Origin of the sequence: Lysinibacillus odysseyi 34hs-1 = NBRC 100172, assembly GCF_001591965.1 — a bacterium.
In the GTDB taxonomy this organism is placed as follows: Bacteria; Bacillota; Bacilli; order Bacillales_A; family Planococcaceae; genus Lysinibacillus_B; species Lysinibacillus_B odysseyi.
Genome location: NZ_BCVX01000010.1, coordinates 42,057 through 66,889, shown reverse-complemented (window position 1 = coordinate 66,889; position 24,833 = coordinate 42,057). Strand labels below are relative to the sequence as shown.

23 protein-coding genes are annotated in these 24,833 nt (G+C 40.1%); 17 read left to right on the top strand and 6 right to left on the bottom strand.

The features are described from left to right. Positions 1-186: 186 nt before the first annotated feature. From BOD01S_RS16200 to zupT, 11 genes are all read left to right on the top strand, one after another. Complete coding sequence (locus BOD01S_RS16200; protein ID WP_233153155.1) at positions 187-1,014, top strand: GNAT family N-acetyltransferase; 828 nt, start codon at positions 187-189, stop codon at positions 1,012-1,014. A 10-nt stretch (positions 1,015-1,024) separates the two neighbouring features. Further along, the gene (gene menC, locus BOD01S_RS16195; RefSeq protein WP_036152731.1) at positions 1,025-2,131 is read left to right on the top strand and encodes an o-succinylbenzoate synthase; all 1,107 of its coding nucleotides are present in this window, start codon (positions 1,025-1,027) and stop codon (positions 2,129-2,131) included. A 479-nt stretch (positions 2,132-2,610) separates the two neighbouring features. Next, a complete protein-coding gene (locus BOD01S_RS16190; RefSeq protein WP_036152730.1) occupies positions 2,611-3,567 on the top strand; it encodes an ABC transporter permease in 957 nt (318 codons plus the stop codon). Then, on the top strand, positions 3,554-4,510 hold the full coding sequence (locus tag BOD01S_RS16185; RefSeq protein ID WP_036152729.1) for an iron chelate uptake ABC transporter family permease subunit: 957 nt from the start codon (positions 3,554-3,556) through the stop codon (positions 4,508-4,510). The genes BOD01S_RS16190 and BOD01S_RS16185 overlap by 14 nt, the downstream gene beginning before the upstream one ends. After that, the gene (locus tag BOD01S_RS16180) at positions 4,507-5,271 is read left to right on the top strand and encodes an iron ABC transporter ATP-binding protein (RefSeq protein ID WP_036152728.1); all 765 of its coding nucleotides are present in this window, start codon (positions 4,507-4,509) and stop codon (positions 5,269-5,271) included. The genes BOD01S_RS16185 and BOD01S_RS16180 overlap by 4 nt, the downstream gene beginning before the upstream one ends. A gap of 240 nt (positions 5,272-5,511) precedes the next feature. After that, positions 5,512-6,552: a siderophore ABC transporter substrate-binding protein gene (locus tag BOD01S_RS16175; protein WP_036153005.1), complete on the top strand. Its 1,041-nt coding sequence runs from the start codon at positions 5,512-5,514 to the stop codon at positions 6,550-6,552. A gap of 129 nt (positions 6,553-6,681) precedes the next feature. Further along, complete coding sequence (locus BOD01S_RS16170; RefSeq protein ID WP_036153002.1) at positions 6,682-7,014, top strand: antibiotic biosynthesis monooxygenase family protein; 333 nt, start codon at positions 6,682-6,684, stop codon at positions 7,012-7,014. Positions 7,015-7,111: 97 nt separating this feature from the next. Next, positions 7,112-7,708 (top strand): phosphatase PAP2 family protein, encoded by a 597-nt coding sequence (locus tag BOD01S_RS16165; protein WP_036152727.1) that lies wholly within the window; start codon positions 7,112-7,114, stop codon positions 7,706-7,708. Between the two features lie 108 nt (positions 7,709-7,816). Next, positions 7,817-8,341 carry an NfeD family protein gene (locus tag BOD01S_RS16160; protein WP_036152726.1) on the top strand — a complete coding sequence of 175 codons (525 nt, stop codon included), beginning with the start codon at positions 7,817-7,819 and terminating at the stop codon, positions 8,339-8,341. A gap of 18 nt (positions 8,342-8,359) precedes the next feature. Beyond that, positions 8,360-9,814, top strand: a complete 1,455-nt coding sequence (locus tag BOD01S_RS16155) for a flotillin family protein (RefSeq protein ID WP_036152999.1) — start codon at positions 8,360-8,362, stop codon at positions 9,812-9,814. Between the two features lie 177 nt (positions 9,815-9,991). Continuing rightward, on the top strand, positions 9,992-10,810 hold the full coding sequence (zupT, locus tag BOD01S_RS16150; protein ID WP_036152725.1) for a zinc transporter ZupT: 819 nt from the start codon (positions 9,992-9,994) through the stop codon (positions 10,808-10,810). A gap of 56 nt (positions 10,811-10,866) precedes the next feature. Here zupT and BOD01S_RS16145 read toward each other — a convergent pair whose 3' ends face one another. The 3 genes from BOD01S_RS16145 to thrC all read right to left on the bottom strand — a co-directional run bounded on the left by BOD01S_RS16145 (position 10,867) and on the right by thrC (position 13,611). Further along, entirely contained in the window at positions 10,867-11,517 is a 651-nt protein-coding gene (locus tag BOD01S_RS16145; RefSeq protein WP_036152724.1) for an NAD(P)-dependent oxidoreductase, read from the bottom strand. Between the two features lie 142 nt (positions 11,518-11,659). After that, the gene (gene thrB, locus BOD01S_RS16140) at positions 11,660-12,562 is read right to left on the bottom strand and encodes a homoserine kinase (RefSeq protein ID WP_036152723.1); all 903 of its coding nucleotides are present in this window, start codon (positions 12,560-12,562) and stop codon (positions 11,660-11,662) included. Then, a complete protein-coding gene (thrC, locus tag BOD01S_RS16135; protein WP_036152722.1) occupies positions 12,559-13,611 on the bottom strand; it encodes a threonine synthase in 1,053 nt (350 codons plus the stop codon). The genes thrB and thrC overlap by 4 nt, the downstream gene beginning before the upstream one ends. Positions 13,612-13,810: 199 nt before the next feature. Between thrC and BOD01S_RS16130 the strand changes: the two genes are divergently transcribed. Together BOD01S_RS16130 and BOD01S_RS16125 are read left to right on the top strand one after the other, a co-directional pair. After that, complete coding sequence (locus tag BOD01S_RS16130; RefSeq protein WP_036152721.1) at positions 13,811-15,055, top strand: MFS transporter; 1,245 nt, start codon at positions 13,811-13,813, stop codon at positions 15,053-15,055. A gap of 322 nt (positions 15,056-15,377) precedes the next feature. Further along, positions 15,378-16,223, top strand: coding sequence for a MurR/RpiR family transcriptional regulator (locus BOD01S_RS16125; protein WP_052124758.1), 846 nt, complete (start codon positions 15,378-15,380; stop codon positions 16,221-16,223). A gap of 41 nt (positions 16,224-16,264) precedes the next feature. Here the strand turns inward: BOD01S_RS16125 and BOD01S_RS16120 are convergent, their stop codons facing one another. Beyond that, a complete protein-coding gene (locus BOD01S_RS16120) occupies positions 16,265-17,068 on the bottom strand; it encodes a GNAT family N-acetyltransferase (RefSeq protein WP_036152720.1) in 804 nt (267 codons plus the stop codon). A 451-nt stretch (positions 17,069-17,519) separates the two neighbouring features. Here BOD01S_RS16120 and BOD01S_RS16115 point away from each other — a divergent pair, with 451 nt between their 5' ends. Continuing rightward, on the top strand, positions 17,520-18,446 hold the full coding sequence (locus BOD01S_RS16115; protein ID WP_036152717.1) for a manganese-dependent inorganic pyrophosphatase: 927 nt from the start codon (positions 17,520-17,522) through the stop codon (positions 18,444-18,446). A 19-nt stretch (positions 18,447-18,465) separates the two neighbouring features. Here the strand turns inward: BOD01S_RS16115 and BOD01S_RS16110 are convergent, their stop codons facing one another. After that, positions 18,466-19,836, bottom strand: coding sequence for an FAD-dependent oxidoreductase (locus BOD01S_RS16110; RefSeq protein WP_036152714.1), 1,371 nt, complete (start codon positions 19,834-19,836; stop codon positions 18,466-18,468). 128 nt (positions 19,837-19,964) lie between these two features. Between BOD01S_RS16110 and BOD01S_RS16105 the strand changes: the two genes are divergently transcribed. The 3 genes from BOD01S_RS16105 to BOD01S_RS16095 all read left to right on the top strand — a co-directional run bounded on the left by BOD01S_RS16105 (position 19,965) and on the right by BOD01S_RS16095 (position 24,079). Next, positions 19,965-20,669 carry a DsbA family oxidoreductase gene (locus tag BOD01S_RS16105; RefSeq protein ID WP_036152711.1) on the top strand — a complete coding sequence of 235 codons (705 nt, stop codon included), beginning with the start codon at positions 19,965-19,967 and terminating at the stop codon, positions 20,667-20,669. A 117-nt stretch (positions 20,670-20,786) separates the two neighbouring features. After that, complete coding sequence (locus BOD01S_RS16100) at positions 20,787-21,428, top strand: FMN-dependent NADH-azoreductase (protein WP_036152708.1); 642 nt, start codon at positions 20,787-20,789, stop codon at positions 21,426-21,428. Positions 21,429-21,712: 284 nt separating this feature from the next. Continuing rightward, the gene (locus tag BOD01S_RS16095) at positions 21,713-24,079 is read left to right on the top strand and encodes a bifunctional 2',3'-cyclic-nucleotide 2'-phosphodiesterase/3'-nucleotidase (protein ID WP_036152707.1); all 2,367 of its coding nucleotides are present in this window, start codon (positions 21,713-21,715) and stop codon (positions 24,077-24,079) included. A 130-nt stretch (positions 24,080-24,209) separates the two neighbouring features. Here BOD01S_RS16095 and BOD01S_RS16090 read toward each other — a convergent pair whose 3' ends face one another. Then, complete coding sequence (locus BOD01S_RS16090) at positions 24,210-24,734, bottom strand: YceI family protein (protein WP_036152706.1); 525 nt, start codon at positions 24,732-24,734, stop codon at positions 24,210-24,212. Positions 24,735-24,833 lie beyond the last annotated feature (99 nt).

Genomic DNA, 24,833 nt, shown 5'->3' with positions numbered 1-24,833 from the left:
CTTTTAAATGGGCATATAATTTGGATGGAAGAAAATGAAATATAAATGCTTGAGTGATATTATTAAAATAACGGGGAATGGAAAAGAAAACGTCAAGGTGCCTAGCCTTACTTGAGAGTGGTAAAACAAATGGAAAGCAATTAATTTGTTAAGACAGCTTTATAAAAAAGCGTGGGGAGGCGTTAAATGATGTTGGAATCGGTACTAGTGAAGCAGGTCACGACAAAAGAAGAACTAGAAAAGGTGTTTGATTTAGAACGGGAAATTTGGCAGGATACGTATGAGCCGATGCATCAAATGCTGAAGGAGGACCTAAACAGCACATTATTGGTAGGAGCTTATTTAGAGGGGGAGCTAATTGGCTTTAGCTATGGGGATGGGGATCGGTCAAGCGAAGGAGTTTTATATTCGCACCTCCTAGGTATTAAACGCCAATACCGCGAGATAGGGGTAGGGGAACTTTTAAAGCTGAAGCAAAAAGAACTTGCCGATGAACTGGGCTATACAAAGTGCCAATGGCTATTTGAACCGTTGGAGGCAAGGACGGCTTATCTGTATTTCACAAAGCTCCGGGCATATGGGACAGCTTATATTGAAAACCGGGAGCCGGAAATGGGCGAAGCATCGGCCATTCCAACAGACCGACTAATTGTAGAATGGAATATACAAGATGAAGACCATATACGTTGGGATGCAAAAATTGATGAGCTGAAAGATTCGGCTGCAGAAATTGTTCCTTCTTCTTTAACAATTGTTGGATTGCCGGTTTTAGATAGTGAACATCAGTTTGATAGTGATATTTCTTATTTAAAGGATGCTTATACACTTGCCATTCCATCCAGCTTTATGAAAATTAAGGTAGAAAGTCCTTCACTTGCGGAGGATTGGCGTTATAAAACACGTACAATATTCCAAACATTATTCCGTCAGGGATATATGATTGTTTGCTTAACACCTACAAATGAGCATGTCAGTCATTATTTATTTGTCAAACGTACGCTTTTTGCCATGTGAGGAGTTAAAGATGAAGTTAATAGAAGTAACGATTTATATAGTAAAAATGAGAATGAAAAACCCCTTTGTTACAAGTTTTGGTGCGGTTCAAGATAAACCGGTCCTTGTCATTCAGGCAAAGGATGAATCGGGTGTCATAGGATGGGGAGAGGGCGTAGCGTTTGAAGCTCCTTCATACACGGAGGAAACAGCTAAAACAAGTTTGCATATGCTGGAGGATTTTCTTATTCCTATGTTATTGCAGAGAGAATTGACCCATCCTGACGAGGTAAGTGAGTTATTTAAGCCAATTCGGCGTAATAACATGGCGAAGGCCGCTATTGAAGGGGCTGTATGGGATATATATGCCAAATTGATTAATAGACCGCTTTCTGAGGCAATCGGGGGGACACGAAAAAAGGTTGAAATCGGGATTAGTGTCGGGCTGCAGCCAACAGATGAAGAGTTGTTCCAGATTATCGAAGATTATATAGCGCAGGGCTATAAGCGGGTAAAGGTAAAAATTAAGCCGGGCCGGGATATCGAGCTGATTCAAACAATTCGTTCGCGTTTTGGTAATCTGCCTCTTATGGCAGATGCCAATTCTGCTTATACGTTGGCAGACTTACCGCTCCTAAAAGCATTGGATGAATTTAATTTACTAATGATTGAGCAGCCGCTCGCTCATGACGATTTAGTAGAGCATGCGCTGCTGCAAAAGGAGCTTTCAACGCCGATTTGCCTTGATGAAAGTATTACCTCGATAGAAGATATGAAGCGCGCTGTAATGTTAGGAAGCTGTCAGGTTGTGAATTTAAAGGTTGCCCGTGTCGGGGGAATTACAGAGACAAAGCGTATCCACGATTATGGTGTTAAGCATGGCATTTCTATCTGGTGTGGCGGGATGCTGGAGGCTGGAATCGGCAGAGCGCAGGCAGTTGCAGTCGCAAGCCTTAGCGGATTTACTTTGCCTGGGGATACAGCAGCCTCAAGCCGCTACTGGGATGAAGATATTATAGACCCAGAGGTAAAGGTGGAAAATGGGCTGATTTCCATTTCCGATAAACCAGGCTTAGGCTATACGGTAAAACAATCGTTTATTGAACAAATTGCTGAGCGGAAAATTGTATTGGCCTAAAGGTTGCCCGGCAGGGACAGTTTATATTTGGCAGGAGAAAATGATAAAGAAATTTATGCTAGGAGAGGTGTATCTGTTAGAGCATCCTCTCCTTTTCTATTCCCGATTAATAAAAAGAACAATTTAAATAGGAAGAGAGACATTCCTTTTAGGATGAATCAGATAAAAGGACTTACTAAGTATAGTAATTTTCAAATTTACATAAATGTTACTTGAGAATGAATTTTCATTATTTGGAATGACTATTAAATAGAATAGAAGCAATATAAAAACCCTAAAATTAGAGTGAATTTTTTACTGCTAAAAACTTGGAAAAAGCTTAAAATTACGAATTTCTTCATTTTTCATTTTATAGTTGATAATGATTATCGAGTAGATATTGATTTTACTATTTACGTTGTTTATAATGAAAGACGACTCAATAGTGATAATCGTTATCAATATATTTATTGAGAAAATATCTTTTATGGGGATTACAAATGAGATTATGGATGTTAGTAGTAGCAACTGTTATCCTATCCTTTATCTCGCTCTTTATAGGTGCCATTGATATTAAGCCGAGCGATCTGCTCGATTGGGAATCAGATAAGACACAAATCTTTTTAATGAGTCGATTGCCCCGTTTAATGGCAATTATTTTGGCAGGGGCAGGAATGGGGATTGCAGGCTTAATTATGCAAAGTTTAAGCCGAAACAAGTTTGTATCGCCGACAACGGCCGGTACACTTGATGCAGCAAAACTAGGTGTCATTGTTTCAATGATCTTTTTTACGGGCTTGTCTTATATGGGGCAAATCCTGTTTAGCTTTGTGTTCGCGTTAGTTGGAACATTTATTTTTATGCAGCTGCTTGAACGTATTAAGTTCAAGGATGTCATTTTTGTTCCATTAATCGGGATTATGTACGGTAATATCATCGGCGCTATCTCGACATTCCTCGGATATGAAGCAAATGTATTACAAAATGTTGATACATTTTTCTTAGGAAGTTTTACATTAGTCGTATCAGGCCGTTATGAGCTATTATACGTAGCGGTGCCGGCGATTATTATTGCTTATATTTATGCAAATAAATTTACAGTAGCAGGTATGGGGGAGGACTTTGCGAAGAACTTAGGTTTAAGTTATCGTACAGTGTTAAATATCGGCCTTGTCATTGTAGCAATTATTTCAACAACGGTTGTGTTAACAGTCGGTATTATTCCGTTCTTGGGCTTGATTGTACCAAACCTTGTTTCACTATATTTGGGGGATAATTTACGTAAAACGATTCCTCATACGATTTTCATGGGTGCAGCGTTTCTGCTGGTATGTGATATTATAAGCCGGTTAATTGTTCATCCATATGAAATTCCGGTAAATACAACAGTCGCAGTAATTGGCAGTGCGATCTTCTTAATTATGTTGTTTAGGGGGAAAGCATATGCGAAAAAATAGTACAAAGCTGATTATTTTGGCTGTTATTGCATTAATCTTTATGGCTCTGTTTGCTTTTTATAATATTCAAGGCGGTTTTAGCTACGCCTTTCCAAAGCGTCTTGAGCGCTTAGCTGCGATGGTGATTACTGGGACAGCCATTGCGTATGCCACAGTAATATTCCAGACAGTAACACATAACCGTCTATTAACGCCTTCTGTAATGGGCATTGACTCTATGTACGAAGTAGTACAAACAATCATCTACTTTACAGCAGGTTCGGCTTCTATTTTCGTTGTAAGCCGTTATTTAAATTTTGGTTTATCGATTATCGCAATGGTGATTTTCGCTATAATCTTATATCGATTTTTATTCCGGGCGGATAAATACCCCATTTTTCTTCTATTATTAGCTGGGATGATTATCGGGACATTGCTGGGAAGCCTTGTCACATTTATGCAGGTCCTGATTGATCCTGTAGAGTATGAAAGTCTGCAGGCACGTTTGTTTGCGAGCTTTATGAATGTAAAGACGGAGCTGCTGCTTATTGCTATCGTTATCCTTGGTCTGGCATTTATTTATGGATATCGGTTATTGCGTGATTTGGACGTTGTCTCTTTAGGCCGAGACAATGCGATTAACCTCGGGGTGAACTATGATAGGATCGTATTACAGGTGCTCATATTATCTTCTATTTTAATCGCAACTTCGACAGCGCTGGTTGGTCCCGTCACATTCTTAGGCTTAATTGTAGCAAATTTAGCATATCAATATTTAGCAACCTATAAACATTCGGTCTTAATTGCCGGGGCAAGCCTGATCAGTATTATTGCGCTTGTCGGCGGGCAATTTATCGTGCAGCATATATTCCATTTAAATACAACAATTAGTGTGGTCATTAACTTTGTCGGTGGGATTTACTTTATTTACTTATTACTGAAGGAAAGTAGGAAAGCAGGATGATTGAAATTAAAGGGCTTTCTAAAAGCTTTGGGAAAAAACCCGTCGTTGAAAATGTAACATTGAAAATCCAGCCTCGAGCAATCACTTCCTTTATCGGGCCGAATGGTGCGGGAAAATCGACGCTATTATCGATGGTGAGCCGTCTTCTAGACGCTGATACAGGGGAAGTGTTTTTAGATCAAACAGATGTAAAAAGAATGAAGTCAGACGCCTTCGCGAAACGCGTGGCCATCTTGAAACAGGCCAATCACTTGAATATCCGTTTAACAGTCCGTGAGCTTGTTTCTTTTGGGCGCTATCCATATTCAAAGGGGCGTTTAAATGCGGAAGATGAAAAGTTTGTAGACCAAGCATTGGAATATATGAACTTAATAGATATGCAGCATAAGTATTTAGATGAGCTATCAGGCGGTCAAAAGCAGCGGGCCTTTATTTCCATGGTTATTGCACAGGATACAGAGTATATCTTGTTGGACGAACCGTTAAATAATTTGGATATGAAGCATTCCGTACAAATCATGAAAATCCTGCGCAAACTGGTGGATGAGCTGGGAAAAACAGTTGTTATTGTATTACATGACATTAACTTTGCTTCTGTCTATTCCGACCGTATTGTGGCGTTAAAGGATGGCCGTCTTGTAAAAGATGGGCCAACAAATGAGATCATTAACTCTGAAGCCTTACGTGAAGTATACGATATGCATATTCCTGTACAAGAGCAGGATGGCTGCCGTATTTGCGTATACTTTAATTCACACTAACCTTTTTCGGTATTCTTGAATGCGTTTAGACAGAGCAAAAAAAATATAATAGATTTCTATTCGGCGTGCATGAGGATTCTCCTTATGCACGTATTTAAAGCCGATTAAACGAGAATGAGAATTCTTTTCAAAAATAAGTTGACAAATTTTGAGTTTTTCGTTTAGAATGAGAACTGTTGAATGGAAATGATAATCATTTTCAATTAAAGGGAGTATATTTTAGGAGGAGAACGAACGATGATGAAGAAGTGGAAATATTTATCTGCAGTCGCAGCTTTAACATTAATGTTAGCAGCGTGTAACTCAGACGAAGGAACAAAATCAGGAGAGTCTACTGATGATACAAAACAAACGGAACAAAGTGAAGCGGCTGAAAACTCTGCATTCCCAATGACGGTATCTTCTTTGACTAAAACAAGTCAAGATGAAGAAAAAGGTACGACAATTACATTTGAAGATGTAACATTAGAAAAAATGCCTGAACGCATCGTTACGCTTGACTATGGTTTCTTAGATACACTTGATGCATTAGGAGTAGAAGGTATCGTTGGAGTTGCTGCTGGCGCCGGTAAAGGAAATATGCCAGAGCATTTAAAAGAAAAGTATGTAAATAGCGATGTTGCTGATGTGGGTACATTAAAGCAAATCGACTTTGAGGCAGTAGCGGCTGCTAACCCGGATGTTATTTTCATTTCTGGTCGTCAATCACCATTCTATGAAGAGTTAAAAGAAATTACGCCGAATGTAATCTTTATTGGCTCTGATAACGAAAATTATATCGATGCTGTATATGAATCAGTGGATTTAGCAGCTAAAATATTTGATAAAGAAGAAAAAGCAGAAGAGTTAAAAGCGTCATTACAAGAAAAAGTAGATGCAGTAAAAGAAAAAGCAGCTGATTATGAAAATGCGCTTGTAGCAATGTATGACGACAAAAAACTTTCTGGCTTTGACAATGGTAAAGATTCTCGCTTTGCATATGTTTACAATGACTTTGGTTTTGTCCCATCGACAACTGAAATTGACTCATCAGCACACGGTTCTGACTTCTCTTATGAGTCAATCCTTTCAGTAGATCCGGAAGTATTATTCATTATTGACCGTACAGCTTCTGATGTAGAAACAATCAAAGCTGACATTGAAAATGATATCATCAAAAAAACTCGCGCTTATAAAGAAGGAAAAATCGTATACCTGGATGGTGTTAACTGGTACTTCTCTTCTAACGGTGTAACAACTGAAGCAGATAAACTAGATGAAATCTTAAACGAATTAAAATAATCTTTTATAATAAGGGGGCATGTCTCAATGATGGGACATGCCTTTTTAAAAAGAACAGCAAGTGATAGACGTGTTCGGTTTATATCCCGGCACGCCAAGGCACTTTCTTATAAAAAGGAGCGATTAATTATGTTTGTTCAAATTCGTAAATGGACAGTAACAGAAGGTAATTCAGATAAAATACTGGAGCGTTTTAAAAAGAAGCCGGATCAAGGTCCATCTCTTATCGAGCAGCGTGAAGGATTTATCAGCCGTGAACTGTTAGTGAAAAAGGTGACACGCGGAGAAGAGGAAGTTGTCATGATTATCCGCTGGGAGTCAGAAGAAGCTTGGAAGGCTTGGGAAAAGAGCCCCGAGCATATTGCCGGTCATAAGGCGAAGATTAAGGAGCACGGTGGCAAGCCGCCGAAGCCGGAATATGTAATCAATATGGAACATGGAAACTATCTAGTAGTTGAATAGCAGAAAAACGTCCTTATATAAAAAGGACGTTTTTTAATTCTTAAAATGATACATTATAATAGCAGAGAATGAAACAATAAGGTTAGGTGATACAGTGTTGAAGAAATGGGCTTATTTGGGGGCAATTCCGGCATTATTCGTGTTTCTAATTTTATGCTTTACATATGAGAAATTTCATGTTCTAGATAAAAAGATGGCGGGAATGCTATATGGCAACAGATTCATTGAAGGTTTTCATTTTTTTGGGGAAACGAAAGTAATGATTGTCGTCACGATCGTATTGTTAGCCTGGTATGTAGTACGCCGTAATTATCGAGGCATGCTATTCGTGATATTTTCAATCGGCGGTGGCACTGCAATTAATCAAATCGCCAAACGGATTGTAGAGCGTCCGAGACCGGATTTGCCGGGTCAGCTTACGACGTTTAGCTTTCCATCTGCTCATACAACCATTGCATTACTGCTATTATTTACAGCTGTTTATATCGCAACGGAATATAGGAGAAACCGGGGTTTGACAATAGCCTTATGGAGCCTCGCTATTGTTTTAACTGTTTTAGCAGGACTTTCAAGAATAGCAGAGGGACGACATTTTGCAACCGATGTATTAGCTGCATGGAGTCTTACATATGCATGGTTTGCCTTGTGTGCATATTTATACAGGAAATATAAAGGGAATCCGGAAAGTCGCTGAGGAGATGGCGGCTGTTCGGATTTTTTTGTAAATAATTCAGAAAAATGAAACTTTTAACCAGTTTAACCGTATAAAAGGTAAATACATAATCGGGAGGTGATTCAAGTGATGTTTGGTGTAGCGATTTCCACTATCTATTTAACGATTGTTATTGCGATTGGCCTCTGCACCGTTTTATATTTGTTCTTTGCAGATATAGCTGATGGAGCCGCTGAAGGAATCCCCTTTTTTGACCCGGCCGTTATATTGGCCTTTATTACAATAACAGCTGCAGCAGGATATATGTTAGAAATCTTTTCGAACTTATCTCATTTAGTTGTTTTTTTAATCAGTATCATCCTTTCAATTATCTGTACAGCTCTCATTTATTATTTTCTTCTTGTGCCGTTACGGTCAGCTGAAACTTCATTAGCTTATACAGAGGAATCTCTGGCAGGCCAGACAGGCAAAGTAATTACACCTATACCGGTAGATGGATTTGGAGAAGTCCTTATTGAAACAGGCAATGGTATTATCCATAAGCGGGCAGCCGGCTATAACCAGCAGGGTATCCCATATGGCCAAGAAATCCTAGTAATCGAAGTGGTTAACGGCACCTTATATGTACAGGAATATGAAAGTTTATTTTCTTAAAAATAAGGAGGAATTTATATGATCGGAGTCTTTATTGCCATTGGGGTTGTTGTTTTCTTATTATTAGCTATCGTAGCAGTATATATAGCGAAGTATAAGACAGCCGGTCCTGATGAGGCATTGATTGTTACAGGAAGCTATTTAGGAAATAAAAATGTTCATACCGATGACTCGGGCAATAAAATAAAAATTATTCGGGGAGGCGGCGCCTTTATATTCCCGGTCTTTCAACAGTCTGAACCATTATCTTTACTATCAAGCAAATTAGAGGTAACAACGCCGGAAGTTTATACAGAGCAAGGGGTGCCTGTCATGGCGGACGGTACGGCCATTATTAAAATCGGCAGCTCGATCGGCGAGATTGCAACAGCAGCCGAACAGTTTTTGGGAAAAGAAAAGAGTGAGCGTGAAGCGGAGGCACGGGAAGTTCTTGAAGGCCATCTGCGTTCTATTTTAGGCTCCATGACCGTAGAGGAAATTTATAAGAATCGAGATAAATTCTCACAAGAAGTACAGCGGGTAGCATCTCAGGATTTAGCGAAGATGGGATTAGTAATTGTCTCGTTTACAATCAAAGATGTCCGGGATAAAAATGGCTATTTGGAGTCGCTAGGTAAGCCTCGTATTGCCCAAGTAAAAAGAGATGCAGATATTGCGACGGCAGAGGCAGAAAAAGAAACACGTATTCGCAGGGCGCAGGCAGATCAAGAAGCCCAAAAAGCTGAACTGGAACGCGCAACAGAAATTGCCGAGTCTGAAAAAGAGAATCAGTTAAAAGTGGCAGAGTTCCGCCGAGAGCAGGATATTGCAAAAGCACGTGCAGACCAAGCCTATGATTTAGAGCAAGCGCGTGCGAAACAAGAAGTTAAAGAGCAGGAAATGCAAATCCAGATTATCGAGCGTCAAAAGCAGATTGAGCTAGAAGAGCGGGAGATTCTGCGTCGAGAGCGGCAATATGATTCAGAAGTGAAGAAAAAGGCAGACGCAGAGCGATATGCGATCGAACAGCAGGCAGCGGCTGATAAGATGAAGCAAATTGCACAGGCAGAGGCAGAAAAATATCGTATCGAAGCACAGGCCCAGGCAGAAGCGGAGAAAATCCGCCTTGATGGACTGGCAAAAGCGGAAGCAGAAAAGGCCCAAGGAACAACAGAGGCAGAAATTATTCGTCTACGTGGTCTAGCAGAGGCGGAAGCAAAGCAAAAAATTGCAGAAGCGTTTGAGCAATACGGACAGGCAGCTATTTTGGATATGATTATCCGTATGATGCCAGAATATGCTAAGCAGATTGCTGCTCCTCTATCAAATATCGATAAGATTACAGTAGTCGATACAGGAGGAGGATCAGGAGGCGGCGCCAACAAGGTCACTTCTTATGCAACAGACCTGATGGCAACTCTTCAGGAGAGTTTGAAAGAATCATCGGGAATTGATGTTAAACAATTGATTGAAGGCTATGTCAGCGGAAAATAAATGTGTCATTACTGAAAAGATACCATGAGCATAATATATGGTATCTTTTTTGTTTTTTTAACAGATAGGGAGGTTTGATTGCGTTAGGGAAGTTAAATATACGAAAAAGATTTGCACATAGGAAACAAAGTGTATATAATACAAATAACAAACTGGAATATGAAGGGGACTTACTGCATGGAAGAAAATGTGCTGCTGGCAATTGGGCTGACCTTGTTCGCCGGTCTTGCGACAGGAGTAGGTAGTTTAATTGCTTTTTTTACCTCGCGTACTAATACAAAATTTTTATCTTTTGCATTGGGGTTTTCAGCCGGGGTAATGATCTATGTTTCGCTTATTGAAATCTTTGTAAAAGCAAAAGATTCCTTAACGGCTGCTTTAGGTGAGACACAGGGATATTGGATGACACTAGTCGGTTTCTTTGGTGGCATGCTGCTGATTGCGCTGATTGATAAGTTTATCCCAAACAAAAACAATCCGCATGAGGTCCGAATGGTAGAAGATATTAACAAGGCAGAGGCGCAATCAACAATCGCCGACGCCGATAAGCTGATGAAGATGGGAACCTTCGCTGCTCTGGCCATCGCTATCCATAACTTTCCGGAGGGGATTGCAACCTTTATGTCCGCTTTGCAGGATCCAAGTCTTGGGATTGCAATAGCTGTAGCTGTAGCCATTCATAATATTCCGGAGGGAATTGCGGTAGCAGTACCGATCTTTTATGCAACAGGTAACCGAATGAAGGCATTCAAGCTTTCTTTTTTATCAGGACTGGCTGAACCGGTTGGGGCTATCGTTGCTTATTTGGTCCTAATGAATTTTTTGACAGATGTTATGTTTGGGGTTATTTTTGCGGGGGTTGCCGGAATTATGGTGTTTATTTCTTTAGATGAATTGCTCCCAGCAGCAAAAAGATATGATGAAACACATTTATCTATTTATGGTCTCGTGGGGGGGATGGCAGTAATGGCAGTCAGCCTTGTACTGCTTGCATAGGAGGAAAAAGAGAACCTGCACATAAAAGGTGTTCGCGCGTATGCGAACACCTTTATTTACGATGCAGATGTAACGTTTTCAGAGGCAACAGTAAAAAGGGTATTTACATGATTTGAATTTTCTAATTCATCAATAACAGCTACTGCAAAATCTGCATAGCTGATGTAGCTGTTAAACTGTGAGTTGACAACTAGACGCTGGCTTCCGATAATGTAGTGGCCAGTACGGGGGCCCTCTGAGTCAAACATAGCCGACGGACTTAAGAACGTCCATTTAATTGATGAATTCTTCAAATCTTGTAAATTTTGCAGCTGATACTTGGCAGATTCACGCAGGTGCTCCGGATAATCCTTATGCTCCATTAGACGAATGGAATGGTCTTTATCAACATAAAGACAGCCTGAGCTGCCGACAACGAATAATTTCTTTTCTGTACCTTCCATAATAGAAATTAAATGCCTGCCTGCTTCCACATGCAAGTAGGCGTCATCATTATTAATCGGGGCAAATGCATTAATCAGCACATCAAACGGCTCGATATCTTCCCTTGTTAAGTGGAATAGATCTTTTTCCAACGTTTCGACGTCATTTACCCTTAAGTTGGCCTTGTTCATGACAATAGCTGTTACGTCATGCTCTCTCATGAGTGCCTCACGTAAAATATGGCTTCCTGCTTTACCAGATGCAGCGATTAAACCAATTTTCATTTTCCATTTCCCCTTTCTTTCTTGATATCTAGTAAATATACCCCAAAATTAGCGAGAGTATGCATAAAAGAAGAGACTTTAATGAAAATTCAGACTTTTGTATGAGATTAAAAACCGCCCTTTGCACAAGGCGGTTGTACTTTTAATAGAATACTTGAGTCGTAACACCGGCTGGAGCAGCCTTTGTCAATAAAATCGTATGCTCGGGAAATGTTTTTTTCATCAAAGATAAAAATTGTGCCGCCAATTCATCTGGTATGAGCGAAATAAGAGTAGGGCCAGCCCCACTTAATGCTGTACCATAAGCGCCAGCTTGTTTTGCAGCCTCACGAATAGCATTATAGGCAGGGATTAGTTTAGCACGAAATGGTTCATGCCATAAATCCTGTTCCATATAACGTCCTATTCTTTCATAATCCTTGATCATTAAAGCAGCAGCCAGCATATTGGCACTTGCGCTTGCTCGTACTGCATAGCCGCGATCAAATTGAGAAGGAAGAACACTTCGGGCTTCGGCGGTTTTTAATTCTACCTGTGGAATATACACAACAAATGAGGCACCCAGCGCTGGTATATGAATTGTATCAACAACTCCGTTTTCACCCATGGCTGATACCGTCAGACCACCAAGTACAGATGCTGTAGCATTATCAGGATGTCCTTCAATTTGTGAAGAGATATTTAACTTGTCCTGTATAGATAGCTTTAATCCACATACAGCGTCAGCTAGTTCGATTGCTCCCACAATTGCTGCTGCACTACTTCCTAAACCACGTGCTAATGGCAGCTCGCTTGTCATTTCGACATGGCAGGCCGGTAGTTGATGGCCGAATTTCTCTGCTACTTCATTAGCGATTTTGTAAATTAAATGATTCTCAACCGTTGTGTCTGTTGGTACATGAGGCCCTTTATGGGTGAATTTCCACTCATCCGCTAAAGTGACAGTTAAACTAAGGTAAAGTGATAAACCAAGCCCGACAGAGTCGAAGCCAGGGCCTAAGTTGGCTGTACTTCCCGGGACTGTAATACGCCATTTAGTGCTCATAAGATGCCCTCAATATATTCACGAATTTCTTTTTCCTCATTTTTCAAGGAGATAAGGTCAATCGTAGAAACACTCATCGCTGTATCGGGGTCTTTTAAGCCGTTTCCGGTAAACACTGTTACTACCTGACTGCCTGCCGGGATTTTACCGGATTTTACGGATTTAATAACACCGGCAAGGGAAGCGGCTGAGCCGGGTTCCACAAAAATGCCTTCTTTGCCAGCAATCAGTTTATAGGCTTCAAGAATTTCTGCATCTGTCACCATATCGATAATGCCGTCGGATTCATCTCTTGCAGCCTCTGCAAGCTTCCAACTGGCAGGATTACCGATCCGGATAGCTGTAGCCACAGTTTCAGGATTAGCGATTGGTTCTCCTTTTACAATGGCCGCAGCGCCTTCAGCTTCGAACCCGAACATTTTTGGAAGCCCCGTATTTTTGGCGTCATTATATTCTTTAAAGCCTTTCCAATAGGCTGTAATGTTCCCCGCATTACCAACAGGGATACAGAGGAAATCAGGTGCTTTTCCTAATCCATCTACAATTTCAAAAGATGCTGTTTTTTGGCCTTCAATCCGGTACGGGTTTACAGAGTTTACAAGTGATACGGCTGTTGTCTCAGAAACTTGCCGCACAATATTTAGAGCGTCATCAAAATTGCCGTCTATTTCAATAATTTTAGCCCCGTACATGCAAGCCTGTGCCAGCTTACCAAGAGCAACTTTCCCTTTTGGAATGACAACAATAGACTGGATACCTGCACGGGCAGCATAGGCTGCTGCTGCAGCCGATGTATTGCCGGTAGAGGCACAAATGACACATTTTGAACCCTCTTCAACCGCTTTAGCTACCGCAAAAACCATTCCACGATCTTTAAAGGAACCGGTTGGGTTTGCCCCCTCTATTTTTCCGTATAGCTCAATCCCCAGTTCTTTTGAAAGATTGACCAGGTGGACAAGAGGGGTATTTCCTTCATTTAAAGTTAAAGGGGGTGTATTTTCGGTAACAGGTAAATATTGTTTATATTCTTCAATTAAACCTTTCCACATAACAAAACAAGCTCCTTTGTGCTCACTGGATGAACATTTGTTTTTTTATACAAGACATTGTACTCCTACGAAAAATCTATTTCAATAGGAAATAGATAAATAGTCGAAACAATGGGATATTTAAAGTTTTCTATTGTCACTTTCTCGAAACAAATGTATAGTAACTAAGTAACGTCAAGTGTAAAGACAGGTGAATAGAATGGTACAAGTAAAAAAACAAGCAATGGCAAATGCACAGCCTCTTTCCCGTAACAAGTTATTAGGTGTAGCAGGGGTAGGATGGATGTTTGATGCGATGGATGTCGGAATCCTATCATTTGTCATTGCAGCAATCAGTACGGATTGGGGATTGAATTCTACGCAGATGGGATGGATTGGCAGTGTCAATTCCATCGGGATGGCAGTCGGTGCATTGCTGTTTGGTGTGCTGGCAGATAAAATAGGCCGCAAGCAAATTTTTATGTGGACACTAATCCTTTTTTCCGTAGCAAGCGGTATTTCAGCTTTCGCTACGACATTAACGGTATTTCTCATTTTAAGGTTTTTAATCGGAATGGGACTTGGCGGCGAACTGCCTGTTGCATCGACTCTTGTTTCGGAAAGTGTAGAAGCAGAGGAACGCGGGCGGATTGTCGTATTGCTTGAAAGCTTTTGGGCAGGAGGATGGCTTATAGCAGCGGTTATTTCTTATTTTGTCATACCGGCAGATTTCTGGCCTGTTGAAGGATGGCGAATTGCTTTGTTATTGACAGCATTACCGGCCTTTTACGCTGTATATATTCGTTTAAAGTTACCGGATTCTCCACAGTTTGCTGTAAAGGCTAGATCGGAAAAACGCTCGGTCTTCCAAAACATGGCGACTGTTTGGTCGAAGGATTATGCCAAATCTACCCTTATGATGTGGATTTTATGGTTCGCTGTAGTGTTTTCATATTATGGCATGTTCCTTTGGCTGCCAAGTGTGATGGTCGGGAAAGGCTTTGATTTAATTTCCAGTTTTAAATATGTATTAGTAATGACATTGGCCCAGCTGCCAGGCTATTTTACAGCAGCCTGGTTTATCGAAAAGTTCGGTCGTAAATTTGTGCTTGTACTGTATCTGACAGGGACAGCTGCGAGTGCTGTAGTATTTGGAAATGCAGAAACTATATCGGTTCTTCTAATCTCGGGTATGCTATTATCTTTCTTTAATCTAGGTGCCTGGGGAGCTTTGTATGCTTATACCCCTGAGCAATACCCGGCTATTGTGCGCGCTACAGGGACAGGAATGGCAGCAGCAGTCGGCCGGGTAGGAGGAATTTTTGGCCCTCTCCTTGTCGGGGCGATGCTGGGAAGAGGGTACGAATACGGTACAATTTTTACTATCTTCTGTGTAGCTATTTTAATCGGAGTAGCAGCTGTAATTTTTTTAGGAAAAGAAACGAAGCAAACAGAGTTATATTAGCTTAAAAGAGAGAGTAGCGAATGCCGCAAAGCATATCTGCTTCTCTCTTTTTTGTATATCGATGAGTAGAAAAATACATTTCCTGCTTAAAGGATGACAAAGAAATTGCTAAATCTTTTAGGTGTTCTCGCTATGAGTAGGAGTGCTGTCAACTTTGTACTGAAAGCAATTTTATTGTTTAAAGTGATAAAGTTTTTTCAGAAAAATCATTGTATTCACTCATTATTCATGTTAATGTATTTTTTATTATATGGACCACCTTATGAATTAGGTTGACATCACTGACACCATTCAATTAGAGAGAAAAGAAAGGGAATGAGGTATGAGTATTTGCGACAGTATTAAAAAAAAATACATCAGATTGTCTAAAGGGCAACGTAAAGTGGCGCAATTTGTAATTGATAATCCGACTATTATTACAACACAAGTGGCTTCTGAAGTAGGTAGACAGGCTGGCGTAAGTGAGTCAACAGTCATTCGTTTTTGTTATGCAATGGATCTGTCGGGGTTTAATGAGCTCCAGCAGAAAATGAAAGAGTATTTAATTGAGAAAAATGGCTCTGCTCCGGCACCCTCAAAAAAGCGTGCCTATAAAAGACAGAATATTCCATGGAATGAAGTCATGTCAAAGGATGTAGATGGAATTATTGAACTTATGGAGAATATAAGTGAGCCTGACTTTACTAAAACAATTAACATACTTCACAACGCAGAACGTATATTTATTTTAGGAATGAGAGAGTCTACTCCAGCTGCCCTGCTTTTATACAATGGTTTGGTATCCTATCGTAATGACGTATATTTAATGAGCTATAAGTCAGAAAGAATGGCAATAGACTTAACACAAATGGATGAAAAATCTGTCCTTTTTGCTATAGAGGTTAATGAGCAACAGGAAGATGTCCGTGCGGTAGTGGAGTTAGTAAAACGGAAAAATGGTAAGATACTTGCTATTGCAGAAGAGGACTCTACTCTTTTACAGGAACAAGCAGATCTCTTTTTTTCAGTAGGAAGAAAAGGTCAAAAAGTTATCGAATGCGATATAGCTGTTTTCTCCCTGATACATGCAATCGTTGATCGTATGATAGGGCAGTATAAAGAACATTATCCAGCTGTAGACACTAAAAGTAAAAAGTATCCGGCTGAATCCTTAATAGAAATGGTCTGAAATAAAACCGCCCAATAAGTGAATCTTATCGGGCGGTTTTATTATTTTGATAAAAATTTGCTATAATAATACTCATCTTGCAACTCATTTTCAAGCTTGAAGGAGCCTTTTCGTGTCCCTTCACATACATAACCATTTTTTTCAAATAATGCCTTTGCCTTTGCGTTGGAAACAACGATGTGTGCTTCTACTCGTTCGATTTGATGCTCTAGACACCAGGCTTCGGCTTGGTTAAGCAGGGATGTTCCGATACCGATATTCTGGTAGGCCTCTATAACACCGATGCGTAAAGAGGCTACATGTTTTGTACGGGAAGATGTGTGTCCCTTAATCATGACATAGCCGGCAAATTCACCATTTACTATACAAAGCAGAATATTGCTTGTTTTCGTTTTTCGCCATTCGGCTAAAACCTTTCTGACTTGTTGAACAGTTAAATTCTGCTCATTGTCATCAAAATATTCAAAATCACATTCAGTAAAAACAGATTCCTGTAAGTTGATGAACGCTCGGGCATCATCGCTTTCAATCGAGCGGATGATATATGTATGGGCATGGTTACCGCGGGATTCACCATCATTTTCATTATTTGTTATCCGGGAGAAAGTAACCGATCTTCCGAGTTTTACATCAATTACATTGTAGTTCGCATTAACCCATGATAAGTAATGGGAAAGGGGTGGCTTTGTTTTCTTCCACCAGCTTAAATTTAAATAAGCGGCATTCGGCAATTCCTGGCCCATAATATTTTCGATCGCTTCATATGTAAGCGTCATTTCAGGTTGGGTGGAATTTTGGAAGAACTCGGCTAATGGAATGTATTTCTTCTCCATTTTCTTCGTCATAAGAATCCTCGTTTCTTTTTTAAATAAAAGTTTCGTTACCCTATAATTTTATCATAAAAGGCATTTTTTTAATAATGATTATATAAAAATATATAATAACTTTCATTATCTGTTGCTTTAATAGTATTAATTTACATAAAATGTAACTTTTAGTTCTATCTTTCATTCTTTCTTGATGAAATGAAAATAATAAATGAACTCTGATACTGAAATTTGTTCTTATAGTGAAAAAGCGTAGCTTAATAACTGCAATCCTATCAGCTTAAAGAACTTATAAAAGTGAAAGGACAAGGAATAACGTTCTGCTATGGAAAAGGTATCTACAGGCAGGCATAGGGTTTTAGGAAGAGCCAAAATGAAGAAAAAAAAGTTCTATTTTTCTTCCCGCAGCGAGGTATGATAAAATGAATTCGGTAAATACAAGTAGATTTCGTAATATAGGAGGAATAAGATGAGTAACGTATTAGTCTTCGGTCACAAAAACCCAGATACAGATACTATTACATCTGCCATTGTGTATGCATATTTAAAACAGCAGCTTGGCGTAGATGCAGAGGCAGTGAGACTAGGGGAAGTAAACAATGAAACAAAATTTGCCCTAGAAAAGTTCGGTTTTGAAGCCCCACGCTTTATTTCAAATGTAAAAGAGGAAGCGGAAAGAGTAATTCTAGTCGATCATAATGAATTCCAGCAATCTGCTGACGGAATTGAAGAAGTGCAAATCGTAGAAGTGATTGACCACCATCGTATTGCCAACTTCCAAACAGCAGATCCACTTTATTTCCGTGCAGAGCCTGTTGGATGTACAGCAACAATCTTAAATAAGATCTTTAAAGAAAATAGTATTGATATCCCAGCAAATATGGCAGGGCTTATGTTGTCAGCGATTATTTCGGATACATTGCTGTTTAAATCACCAACTTGCACAGAGCAGGACATACAGGCTGGTAAGGAATTGGCAGCAATTGCAGGTGTAGATGCAGCAGAATATGGACTAGCTATGTTAAAGGCAGGTGCGGATCTTTCTGATAAATCATTAGAAGATTTGCTTTCTTTAGATGCTAAAGGCTTCGAATTCGGGGAATACAAAGCTGTTGTTGCACAGGTAAATGCTGTTGATATTGAGGATGTATTAGGACGTCACGAGGAACTGACGAACTTGTTAAATAAAAATGTTGCAGATAATGGGTTAGATTTATTCTTCTTCGTTGTCACAGATATTTTAAATAATGATTCAACAGCTGTAGCTGTAGGCCGAGTGGCAGAAGCAGCTGCAAAAGCGTTCGGTGCTGAAATTGTAAATGGCCGTATCAGCTTACCTGGTGTTGTATCGCGTAAAAAACAAATTGTCCCTGTATTAACAGAGTCACTTAAATAATTGTTGGAAAGGATGCCATTTAGGCATCCTTTTTATCTAACTCCAACGGATAAACAGCAGGACCCTCGATTACCTGTCCTTTGGCATTAAAGCGAGAACCATGACAAGGACAGTCCCATGTCTTGTCCCCTTCATTCCAACGCGTCTTACAGCCAAGATGTGTACATGTCGGTGCCTCATTACGAGCGACATGTCCTTTGACGAACTCGGCTCCCATAAAACCGGTGTTTTTAAGTCCTTCCTGAAGACCTTCGAGCCCTTGGTGACGTGTCGGCTGATAAATTGCACTCGCAGGGTGTTCCTGTTTGGCCATATAACTAGCTAAAATCTCGCCTGCTACTAAGGAATTTGACAATCCCCATTGATCGTAGCCTGTTGCAATATAAATTTTGTCGCTGCTCTTTACAAATGGTCCTACGTAAGGAATGTCGTCAGGAGTTTGCATATCCTGGTTACTCCATAGATATTCCGGTGCAGGGAGATGAAAGGTTTTTTGAAGTTCCTGCGTAAACGTCTCATAGTAGTTGTTTGTTTCAGTAACAGTACCAGCAGGGTGCTCGCCGCCACCATAAACGAAATAGAGCTTTCCACCAACCTCGGCTGTTCTTATTGTGCGGCTTGGTTCATCTACACTAACATATTGACCCTGAAGCGGCTCGGCTGTTGGAACAGCTGTTAAATAGGAGCGCTTAATGGCAAGTTTAGCTGTGTACATCCGCGGTAAGGAAGAGATTGGGTAATGCGTACAGAGAATTAATTTTTGGAAATGAACGCGGGCATCGTTTGCCAGTTGTACATAGTCTTCATTAACGGTTGTCACACGAGATTTTGTGTGAATTCTAGCCCCTTCTTTAATCGCAAGGTTTGCTAGATGGGTTACTAAATCAGTCGGGTCAACTTGTACCTCATTTTCAATAGCAAGTGCCAACATGACATCAAAAGGCAGTTCTGTTTCATTCGTTGCATGGGAAGGGATGCCGATTTTCTGATAAGCTTCATATTCCTTTTGTAAATCCATCTTCCCTTGCTCTGTTGTTGCATATATATAGGATGTAGCACGCTTATAAAGAGAAGAAGGCAGATCTTGGAGAAGTCTTTCGATTGCCTGGTGGTTTGCCTCATAATAGACGGCAGAATCTTCCAGCGAGAGCTTTGAATATTTAAGCCCATGCTGAACCGTAAGCTTTCCAGTAGAAAGCGAGGTCGCTCCTGCCCCAATCGATTCTTTACCCTCTAGTAAAAGAACATCATGCCCATTTTTTGCTAGGAGATAAGCTGTATAAATTCCTGATAACCCTCCACCAGCCACACAAATCTCACATCTGTTGTCCTGCGTTAGTTCTGTAGTTGAAACTAACTTTTTTGATTCCAGCCATAGCGATTTTTTCATAATTATCCAACCTACTTTATTAGTTTTTATTAAGTATTGGGTAAATGTCTTGGCAAATATTCAATGAGCGTATTAATTGTAGGAGTGAGTAACTCCTCGTTACAATAAAGAAAAAGGAGGCCCATTACATGAAAATAGAAGTATGGTCAGATTATGTATGCCCGTTTTGCTATATTGGTAAACGGCAATTGGAAAAGGCAATTAAGGAATCAGGCTATGAAGAACAGATTGAAGTAGAATATAAAAGTTTTTTATTAGATCCTTCTACACCGATTGATATGGAGGAGCCAATCTTTACAGCATTGTCAAAGAAATATAATTTATCTGAAGAAGAAACCAAAAAAATGACCGCCAATGTTGCTGTTCGAGCAAAGGAAGTTGGCCTTGAATATAACTTTGATGTAATGAAGACGGCTAATACGACAGCGGCGCACCGTTTAGCGAAGTTAGCAAACGAGCTGGAAAAAGCCCCCGCTTATAATGAGCGTCTAATGAAAGCCTATTTTTTAGAAGGAGAGGCAATTGGCCGCCCGGATGTATTAAAAAGGCTTGCAGAAGAAGTTGGGCTCGACCGTGCGAAGGTAGAGGAGGTTCTTGACAGCCGTCAATTTGAGGATATCGTAGAAGCGGATATTTATGAAGCGCAGCAAATAGGTGTACGCGGGGTGCCTTTTTTTGTATTTAATAATAAATATGGGATATCAGGTGCTCAGCCACAGCCGTTATTTGCCCAGACGATTGAACAGGCAGCGGCAGAGGCCGGCTTGCGAAAATCGATCCAGCTTGTAGGTGAAGGTGGGGCGGCATGCTCTGATGGGGAATGTGAAATATAAATTCAGCCTAAAGTAGTAAAGTAATTTAGTTGAAAAAAGTAAGGTTCTCTATTATTATATAATTATATCTTGAATTCGAGATAAAAAAGTTCGTAATAATTAAGGAGAATATTATAAATGACAAATGTATTAGTAGTAAAAGCAAACAATCGCCCGGACGGCGTTTCAACGAAAATGTATGAAACTTTTATGGCGGAAGCTGCTAAAGTAGAAGGCCTGAATATCACAACATTTGATGTATTTGAAGAAAATCTGCCTTACTTTGGTCAAGAGCTGTTCAACGCTTTTGGTAAAGCACAGGCTGGCGAAGAATTATCAGAAATTCAAGCAGCTTCTTTAGCGGCTTTCAACAAATCACGTGAAGCACTATCTGCTGCTGAGGTAGTAGTATTTGCCTTCCCGCTTTGGAATCTTACAATCCCAGCTGCATTACAATCATTTATTGATTACACATATGGTGCTGGCTATTCATTCAAATATGATGAGAACGGCAACTTAGTAAGCTTAATGAATGATAAAAAATATATCGTTTTATCTGCACGCGGCGGTATCTATTCAACACCTGAAACTGCTCCAATGGAAATGGCAGCAACATACGTTCATAATGTTATCGGTGGAGTATACGGTATGGAGAAATTGGAAGAAGTAGTTATCGAAGGTCATAACGCTGATCCAGCAAATGCTGATGCAATTATCACAGCAGGTTTAGAAAAAGTACAAGCAGCAGTTCAAAAATTAGCACAAATTGCAGTAAAATAAAAAAAATTTAGACACTCCTATCTGGAGTGTCTTTTATTTTCCATTTTTTGTTGTATGGTTTGACCTTAGACGTCTGAATTGAGTTACCATGCTATCCTAAAGATGAAAAAAGTATGTCATATTGGTCAGTTGTATGGTGGATAAATCACTTATTTTTTCTTTGAACCGCATTAATATGCTATGTTTTTGTACAAATATTGTACACTAATAGGTAATAAGAATCGGTTATTTTTCATGAAAATGATTTACAATTATTCCTGACAACGGATATCAGGAGGTTACAAATGCGTAAATCTATTATGACAGGAACATTGGCAGCAGCTTTTTTAGCTACAGGATTTGGACAAGTACATATTGCAGAGGCAGCAGAAAATCCACAGGCACCCGTTACTCGCGGTGAATATGTGGTAGAGCTGATTAAGCATTTAGGAGTAGAGGTTGGGGACGGAACATCCATCACGTTTAAAGACGTTCCTAAAGAGCTGGCGCCATATGTAGAAAAGGCGGTAGAGCTAAAACTGATTTCAGGGATCAATAAAGATACATTTGCTCCTGATCAAAAGTTAACACGCCTGCATGCTTTCGTTATTGCTGGGCGCAGCTTGCAGATGGAAAATGCGCCGCTATCTACATTGGATAAATTTAAAGACAGCAAAAATATTGATGCGATGCATAAACAGGCGTTAGCAAACGTAGCAGCAGCAAATATTTTAAAAGGTTTTATGGATGGGACAATCCGTTCTACTAAAATTGTAACAGCAGGACAAATGGCAAATATTTTAGACCGTCTGATGGACAACATGCAAACAACGCCGGTGGAAGATGAAGATAAGGTTACATTGCGCGTATTAGGTACTTCAGATATCCATACTAACTTGGCAAACTATAATTATTACTCAGATAAAGAAGACAATACGATTGGGCTTGCTAATACAGCAGCATTGATTAAAAAAGCACGCACTGAAAATCCAAACAGTATCCTTCTGGATAACGGGGATCTCATTCAGGGAACACCGCTTGGCTCCTACGCCGCGCTGAAAAAGCCTTTGCAAAAGGGTGAAGTGCATCCTTCTGTTGCAGCATTAAATATTTTAGGATATGATGCCGCGACACTTGGAAATCATGAATTCAACTATGGATTGGATTTCCTTGGCGAAGTAATGGATGATGCAGAATTTGACTGGGTAAATGCTAACGTACGAAATGCTGCTACTGGAGAAAATTACTTTAAGCCTTATACGATCCTAAGCCAGGAAGTTGTTGATGAGGATGGAGAAAAACATAAGATTAAGGTGGGAATAACGGGAATTGTACCTCAGCAAATTTTAGGCTGGGATGCGATTCATTTAACAGGCAAAGTAACAGTGGATGATCCGATTGAAGCATTAGAGGCTACTATTCCTCAAATGGAAGAAGCGGGTGCGGATGTGATTGTCGTATTATCTCACTCTGGGATCGGTTCTGATACATATGTAAAAGGAACTGAAAATGTAGGCTACCAAATTACAGCGCTTGAAGGTGTTGATGCTGTCATCACAGGCCACTCTCATCTAAAATTCCCAGGTGACTATGCTGATTTAGAAAATGTCGATTCTGGCAAGGGTACGATCAATGGCACGCCGACAATTATGCCGGGCTCTTATGGCTCTTACCTTGGTGTAATCGATTTAGACCTTGAACTAGTAGATGGCGAATGGGTCGTAAATGATGGAACAGGTGAGATCCGCTCAATTGAAGGCGTAAAAGCAGATCAAGAAGTACTGGATGCAGTAAAAGAAGCACATGAAGGTACAATCGATTACATTCGCCAACCGGTTGGTGAAACAGCAACACCAATTAACAGCTATTTCGGTTTAGTACAGGATACGGCCGCTATTGAGATTATTACAGCAGCCCAAACAGCCTATGTGAAGAAGCAAGTAGCGGGTACGAAGGATGAAAGCCTGCCAATTCTATCTGCTGGGGCTCCGTTCAAAGCGGGGTCTCGTGAAAACGCAGCAGATTATACAAATATCTCTGCCGGCCCATTAGCGATTAAAAACATGGCGGACATTTATCACTTCGATAATACAGTATCTACTGTGAAGGTGACAGGAGCAGAAGTTATTGAATGGCTGGAAATGTCAGCGGGCGTATTTGCTACAATTGATCCTGCTTCTACTGAAGAACAAAATATTATCGATGCTGAAGCTCGCTCTTATAACTTCGACGTATTAGACGGGATTACTTATGAAATCGATGTCACTTCTCCGGCAAAATATGACCGTCGCGGCACTGTAGTAAATGAAAAGGCAAATCGGATTAAAAACGTACAATATAATGGCAAACCGATTGATTTAACGCAGGAATTTTTAGTAGTAGCCAACAACTATCGGGTAGGCGGTTCCTATGGAGCGACATTCGTTAAAGAAGATAAATCGAATTTAACAGTTTATGCTTATGAAAACCGGGAAGCAATTGTTGACTATATTATCGAAAAGGGCTCGATTAATGTAACGCCGGATAACAACTGGAAATTCACAGCATTCCCAGCGAATACAAATATTATGTTCCGTACTGCGGATGTAGCGAAAAACTATATTCCAGAAGGCAGTAATATTGAGTATATCGGGGAAGATAAAAACGGCTTCGGTAAATTCCGACTGAAATAAGAAAAAGGCTACCTGTCTCTTCAAAGAGGCGGGTAGCCTTTTCGTAATGGAAAAGTAAATGAAGCAGAGACGAAGGCTATACAATCCTCCATAGGGGTAGGAAGGAAATAGGACATGCACTTTTCCTAACCTAATGATATATATCTAGATAAACTGTAATCTGGATATTTTCATCAATAATCGTACCTCCTGCTTCAATGAGCGTATTGTAAAGTAGACCGAAATCCTTACGGTTAATTACTGTCGAGCATGTAAAGCGATGGTTTTCCGAGCCCCAATCATTCAACTCTTTTCCTATGTATAGCACATCAAAAACTACGCTTTTCGTGATGTTTTTAATCGTTAGGCTCCCGGCCAATTGGAGGAGTCCCTCTTCACCGGGGGTCAGGCTTGTTTTAGTAAAATATATTTTAGGGAAGCGATCGGCGTCGAAAAAGTCTGCTGATACTAAATGCTGGTCACGCGCTGCATCCAAGGTGGAGATGCTTGCTACGTCAATTTCAATATCAATTATACCTTTATGAAGATCTGTTATAGCCGGAGCTTCAATTTTTACATTATACGAAGCAAATGTGCCTTTTACTTTTGAAATCCGCATATGCCGAACTGTGAAACAGATTTCTGAACGTGCTTTGTCCACCGTAAAAATGGTCATAAAATGCCCTTCTTTCTGTCATTATGTATTAAATATTAAATTAAATGGAAAAAGCACTCAATATAATATGAGCATGTATTTATTACAATATAAAGGATT

Coding starts and splice junctions, on each gene's coding strand:
- BOD01S_RS16180 (WP_036152728.1), top strand. CDS start 4,507: ATGATTGAAATTAAAGGGCTTTCTAAAAGCTTTGGGAAAAAACCCGTC.
- BOD01S_RS16130 (WP_036152721.1), top strand. CDS start 13,811: ATGGTACAAGTAAAAAAACAAGCAATGGCAAATGCACAGCCTCTTTCC.
- BOD01S_RS16125 (WP_052124758.1), top strand. CDS start 15,378: ATGAGTATTTGCGACAGTATTAAAAAAAAATACATCAGATTGTCTAAA.
- BOD01S_RS16160 (WP_036152726.1), top strand. CDS start 7,817: ATGTTTGGTGTAGCGATTTCCACTATCTATTTAACGATTGTTATTGCG.
- BOD01S_RS16120 (WP_036152720.1), bottom strand. CDS start 17,068: ATGACGAAGAAAATGGAGAAGAAATACATTCCATTAGCCGAGTTCTTC.
- BOD01S_RS16200 (WP_233153155.1), top strand. CDS start 187: ATGATGTTGGAATCGGTACTAGTGAAGCAGGTCACGACAAAAGAAGAA.
- BOD01S_RS16115 (WP_036152717.1), top strand. CDS start 17,520: ATGAGTAACGTATTAGTCTTCGGTCACAAAAACCCAGATACAGATACT.
- BOD01S_RS16105 (WP_036152711.1), top strand. CDS start 19,965: ATGAAAATAGAAGTATGGTCAGATTATGTATGCCCGTTTTGCTATATT.
- menC (WP_036152731.1), top strand. CDS start 1,025: ATGAAGTTAATAGAAGTAACGATTTATATAGTAAAAATGAGAATGAAA.
- BOD01S_RS16090 (WP_036152706.1), bottom strand. CDS start 24,734: ATGACCATTTTTACGGTGGACAAAGCACGTTCAGAAATCTGTTTCACA.
- BOD01S_RS16095 (WP_036152707.1), top strand. CDS start 21,713: ATGCGTAAATCTATTATGACAGGAACATTGGCAGCAGCTTTTTTAGCT.
- BOD01S_RS16190 (WP_036152730.1), top strand. CDS start 2,611: ATGAGATTATGGATGTTAGTAGTAGCAACTGTTATCCTATCCTTTATC.
- BOD01S_RS16145 (WP_036152724.1), bottom strand. CDS start 11,517: ATGAAAATTGGTTTAATCGCTGCATCTGGTAAAGCAGGAAGCCATATT.
- BOD01S_RS16100 (WP_036152708.1), top strand. CDS start 20,787: ATGACAAATGTATTAGTAGTAAAAGCAAACAATCGCCCGGACGGCGTT.
- thrC (WP_036152722.1), bottom strand. CDS start 13,611: ATGTGGAAAGGTTTAATTGAAGAATATAAACAATATTTACCTGTTACC.
- zupT (WP_036152725.1), top strand. CDS start 9,992: ATGGAAGAAAATGTGCTGCTGGCAATTGGGCTGACCTTGTTCGCCGGT.
- BOD01S_RS16110 (WP_036152714.1), bottom strand. CDS start 19,836: ATGAAAAAATCGCTATGGCTGGAATCAAAAAAGTTAGTTTCAACTACA.
- BOD01S_RS16175 (WP_036153005.1), top strand. CDS start 5,512: ATGAAGAAGTGGAAATATTTATCTGCAGTCGCAGCTTTAACATTAATG.
- BOD01S_RS16185 (WP_036152729.1), top strand. CDS start 3,554: ATGCGAAAAAATAGTACAAAGCTGATTATTTTGGCTGTTATTGCATTA.
- thrB (WP_036152723.1), bottom strand. CDS start 12,562: ATGAGCACTAAATGGCGTATTACAGTCCCGGGAAGTACAGCCAACTTA.
- BOD01S_RS16170 (WP_036153002.1), top strand. CDS start 6,682: ATGTTTGTTCAAATTCGTAAATGGACAGTAACAGAAGGTAATTCAGAT.
- BOD01S_RS16155 (WP_036152999.1), top strand. CDS start 8,360: ATGATCGGAGTCTTTATTGCCATTGGGGTTGTTGTTTTCTTATTATTA.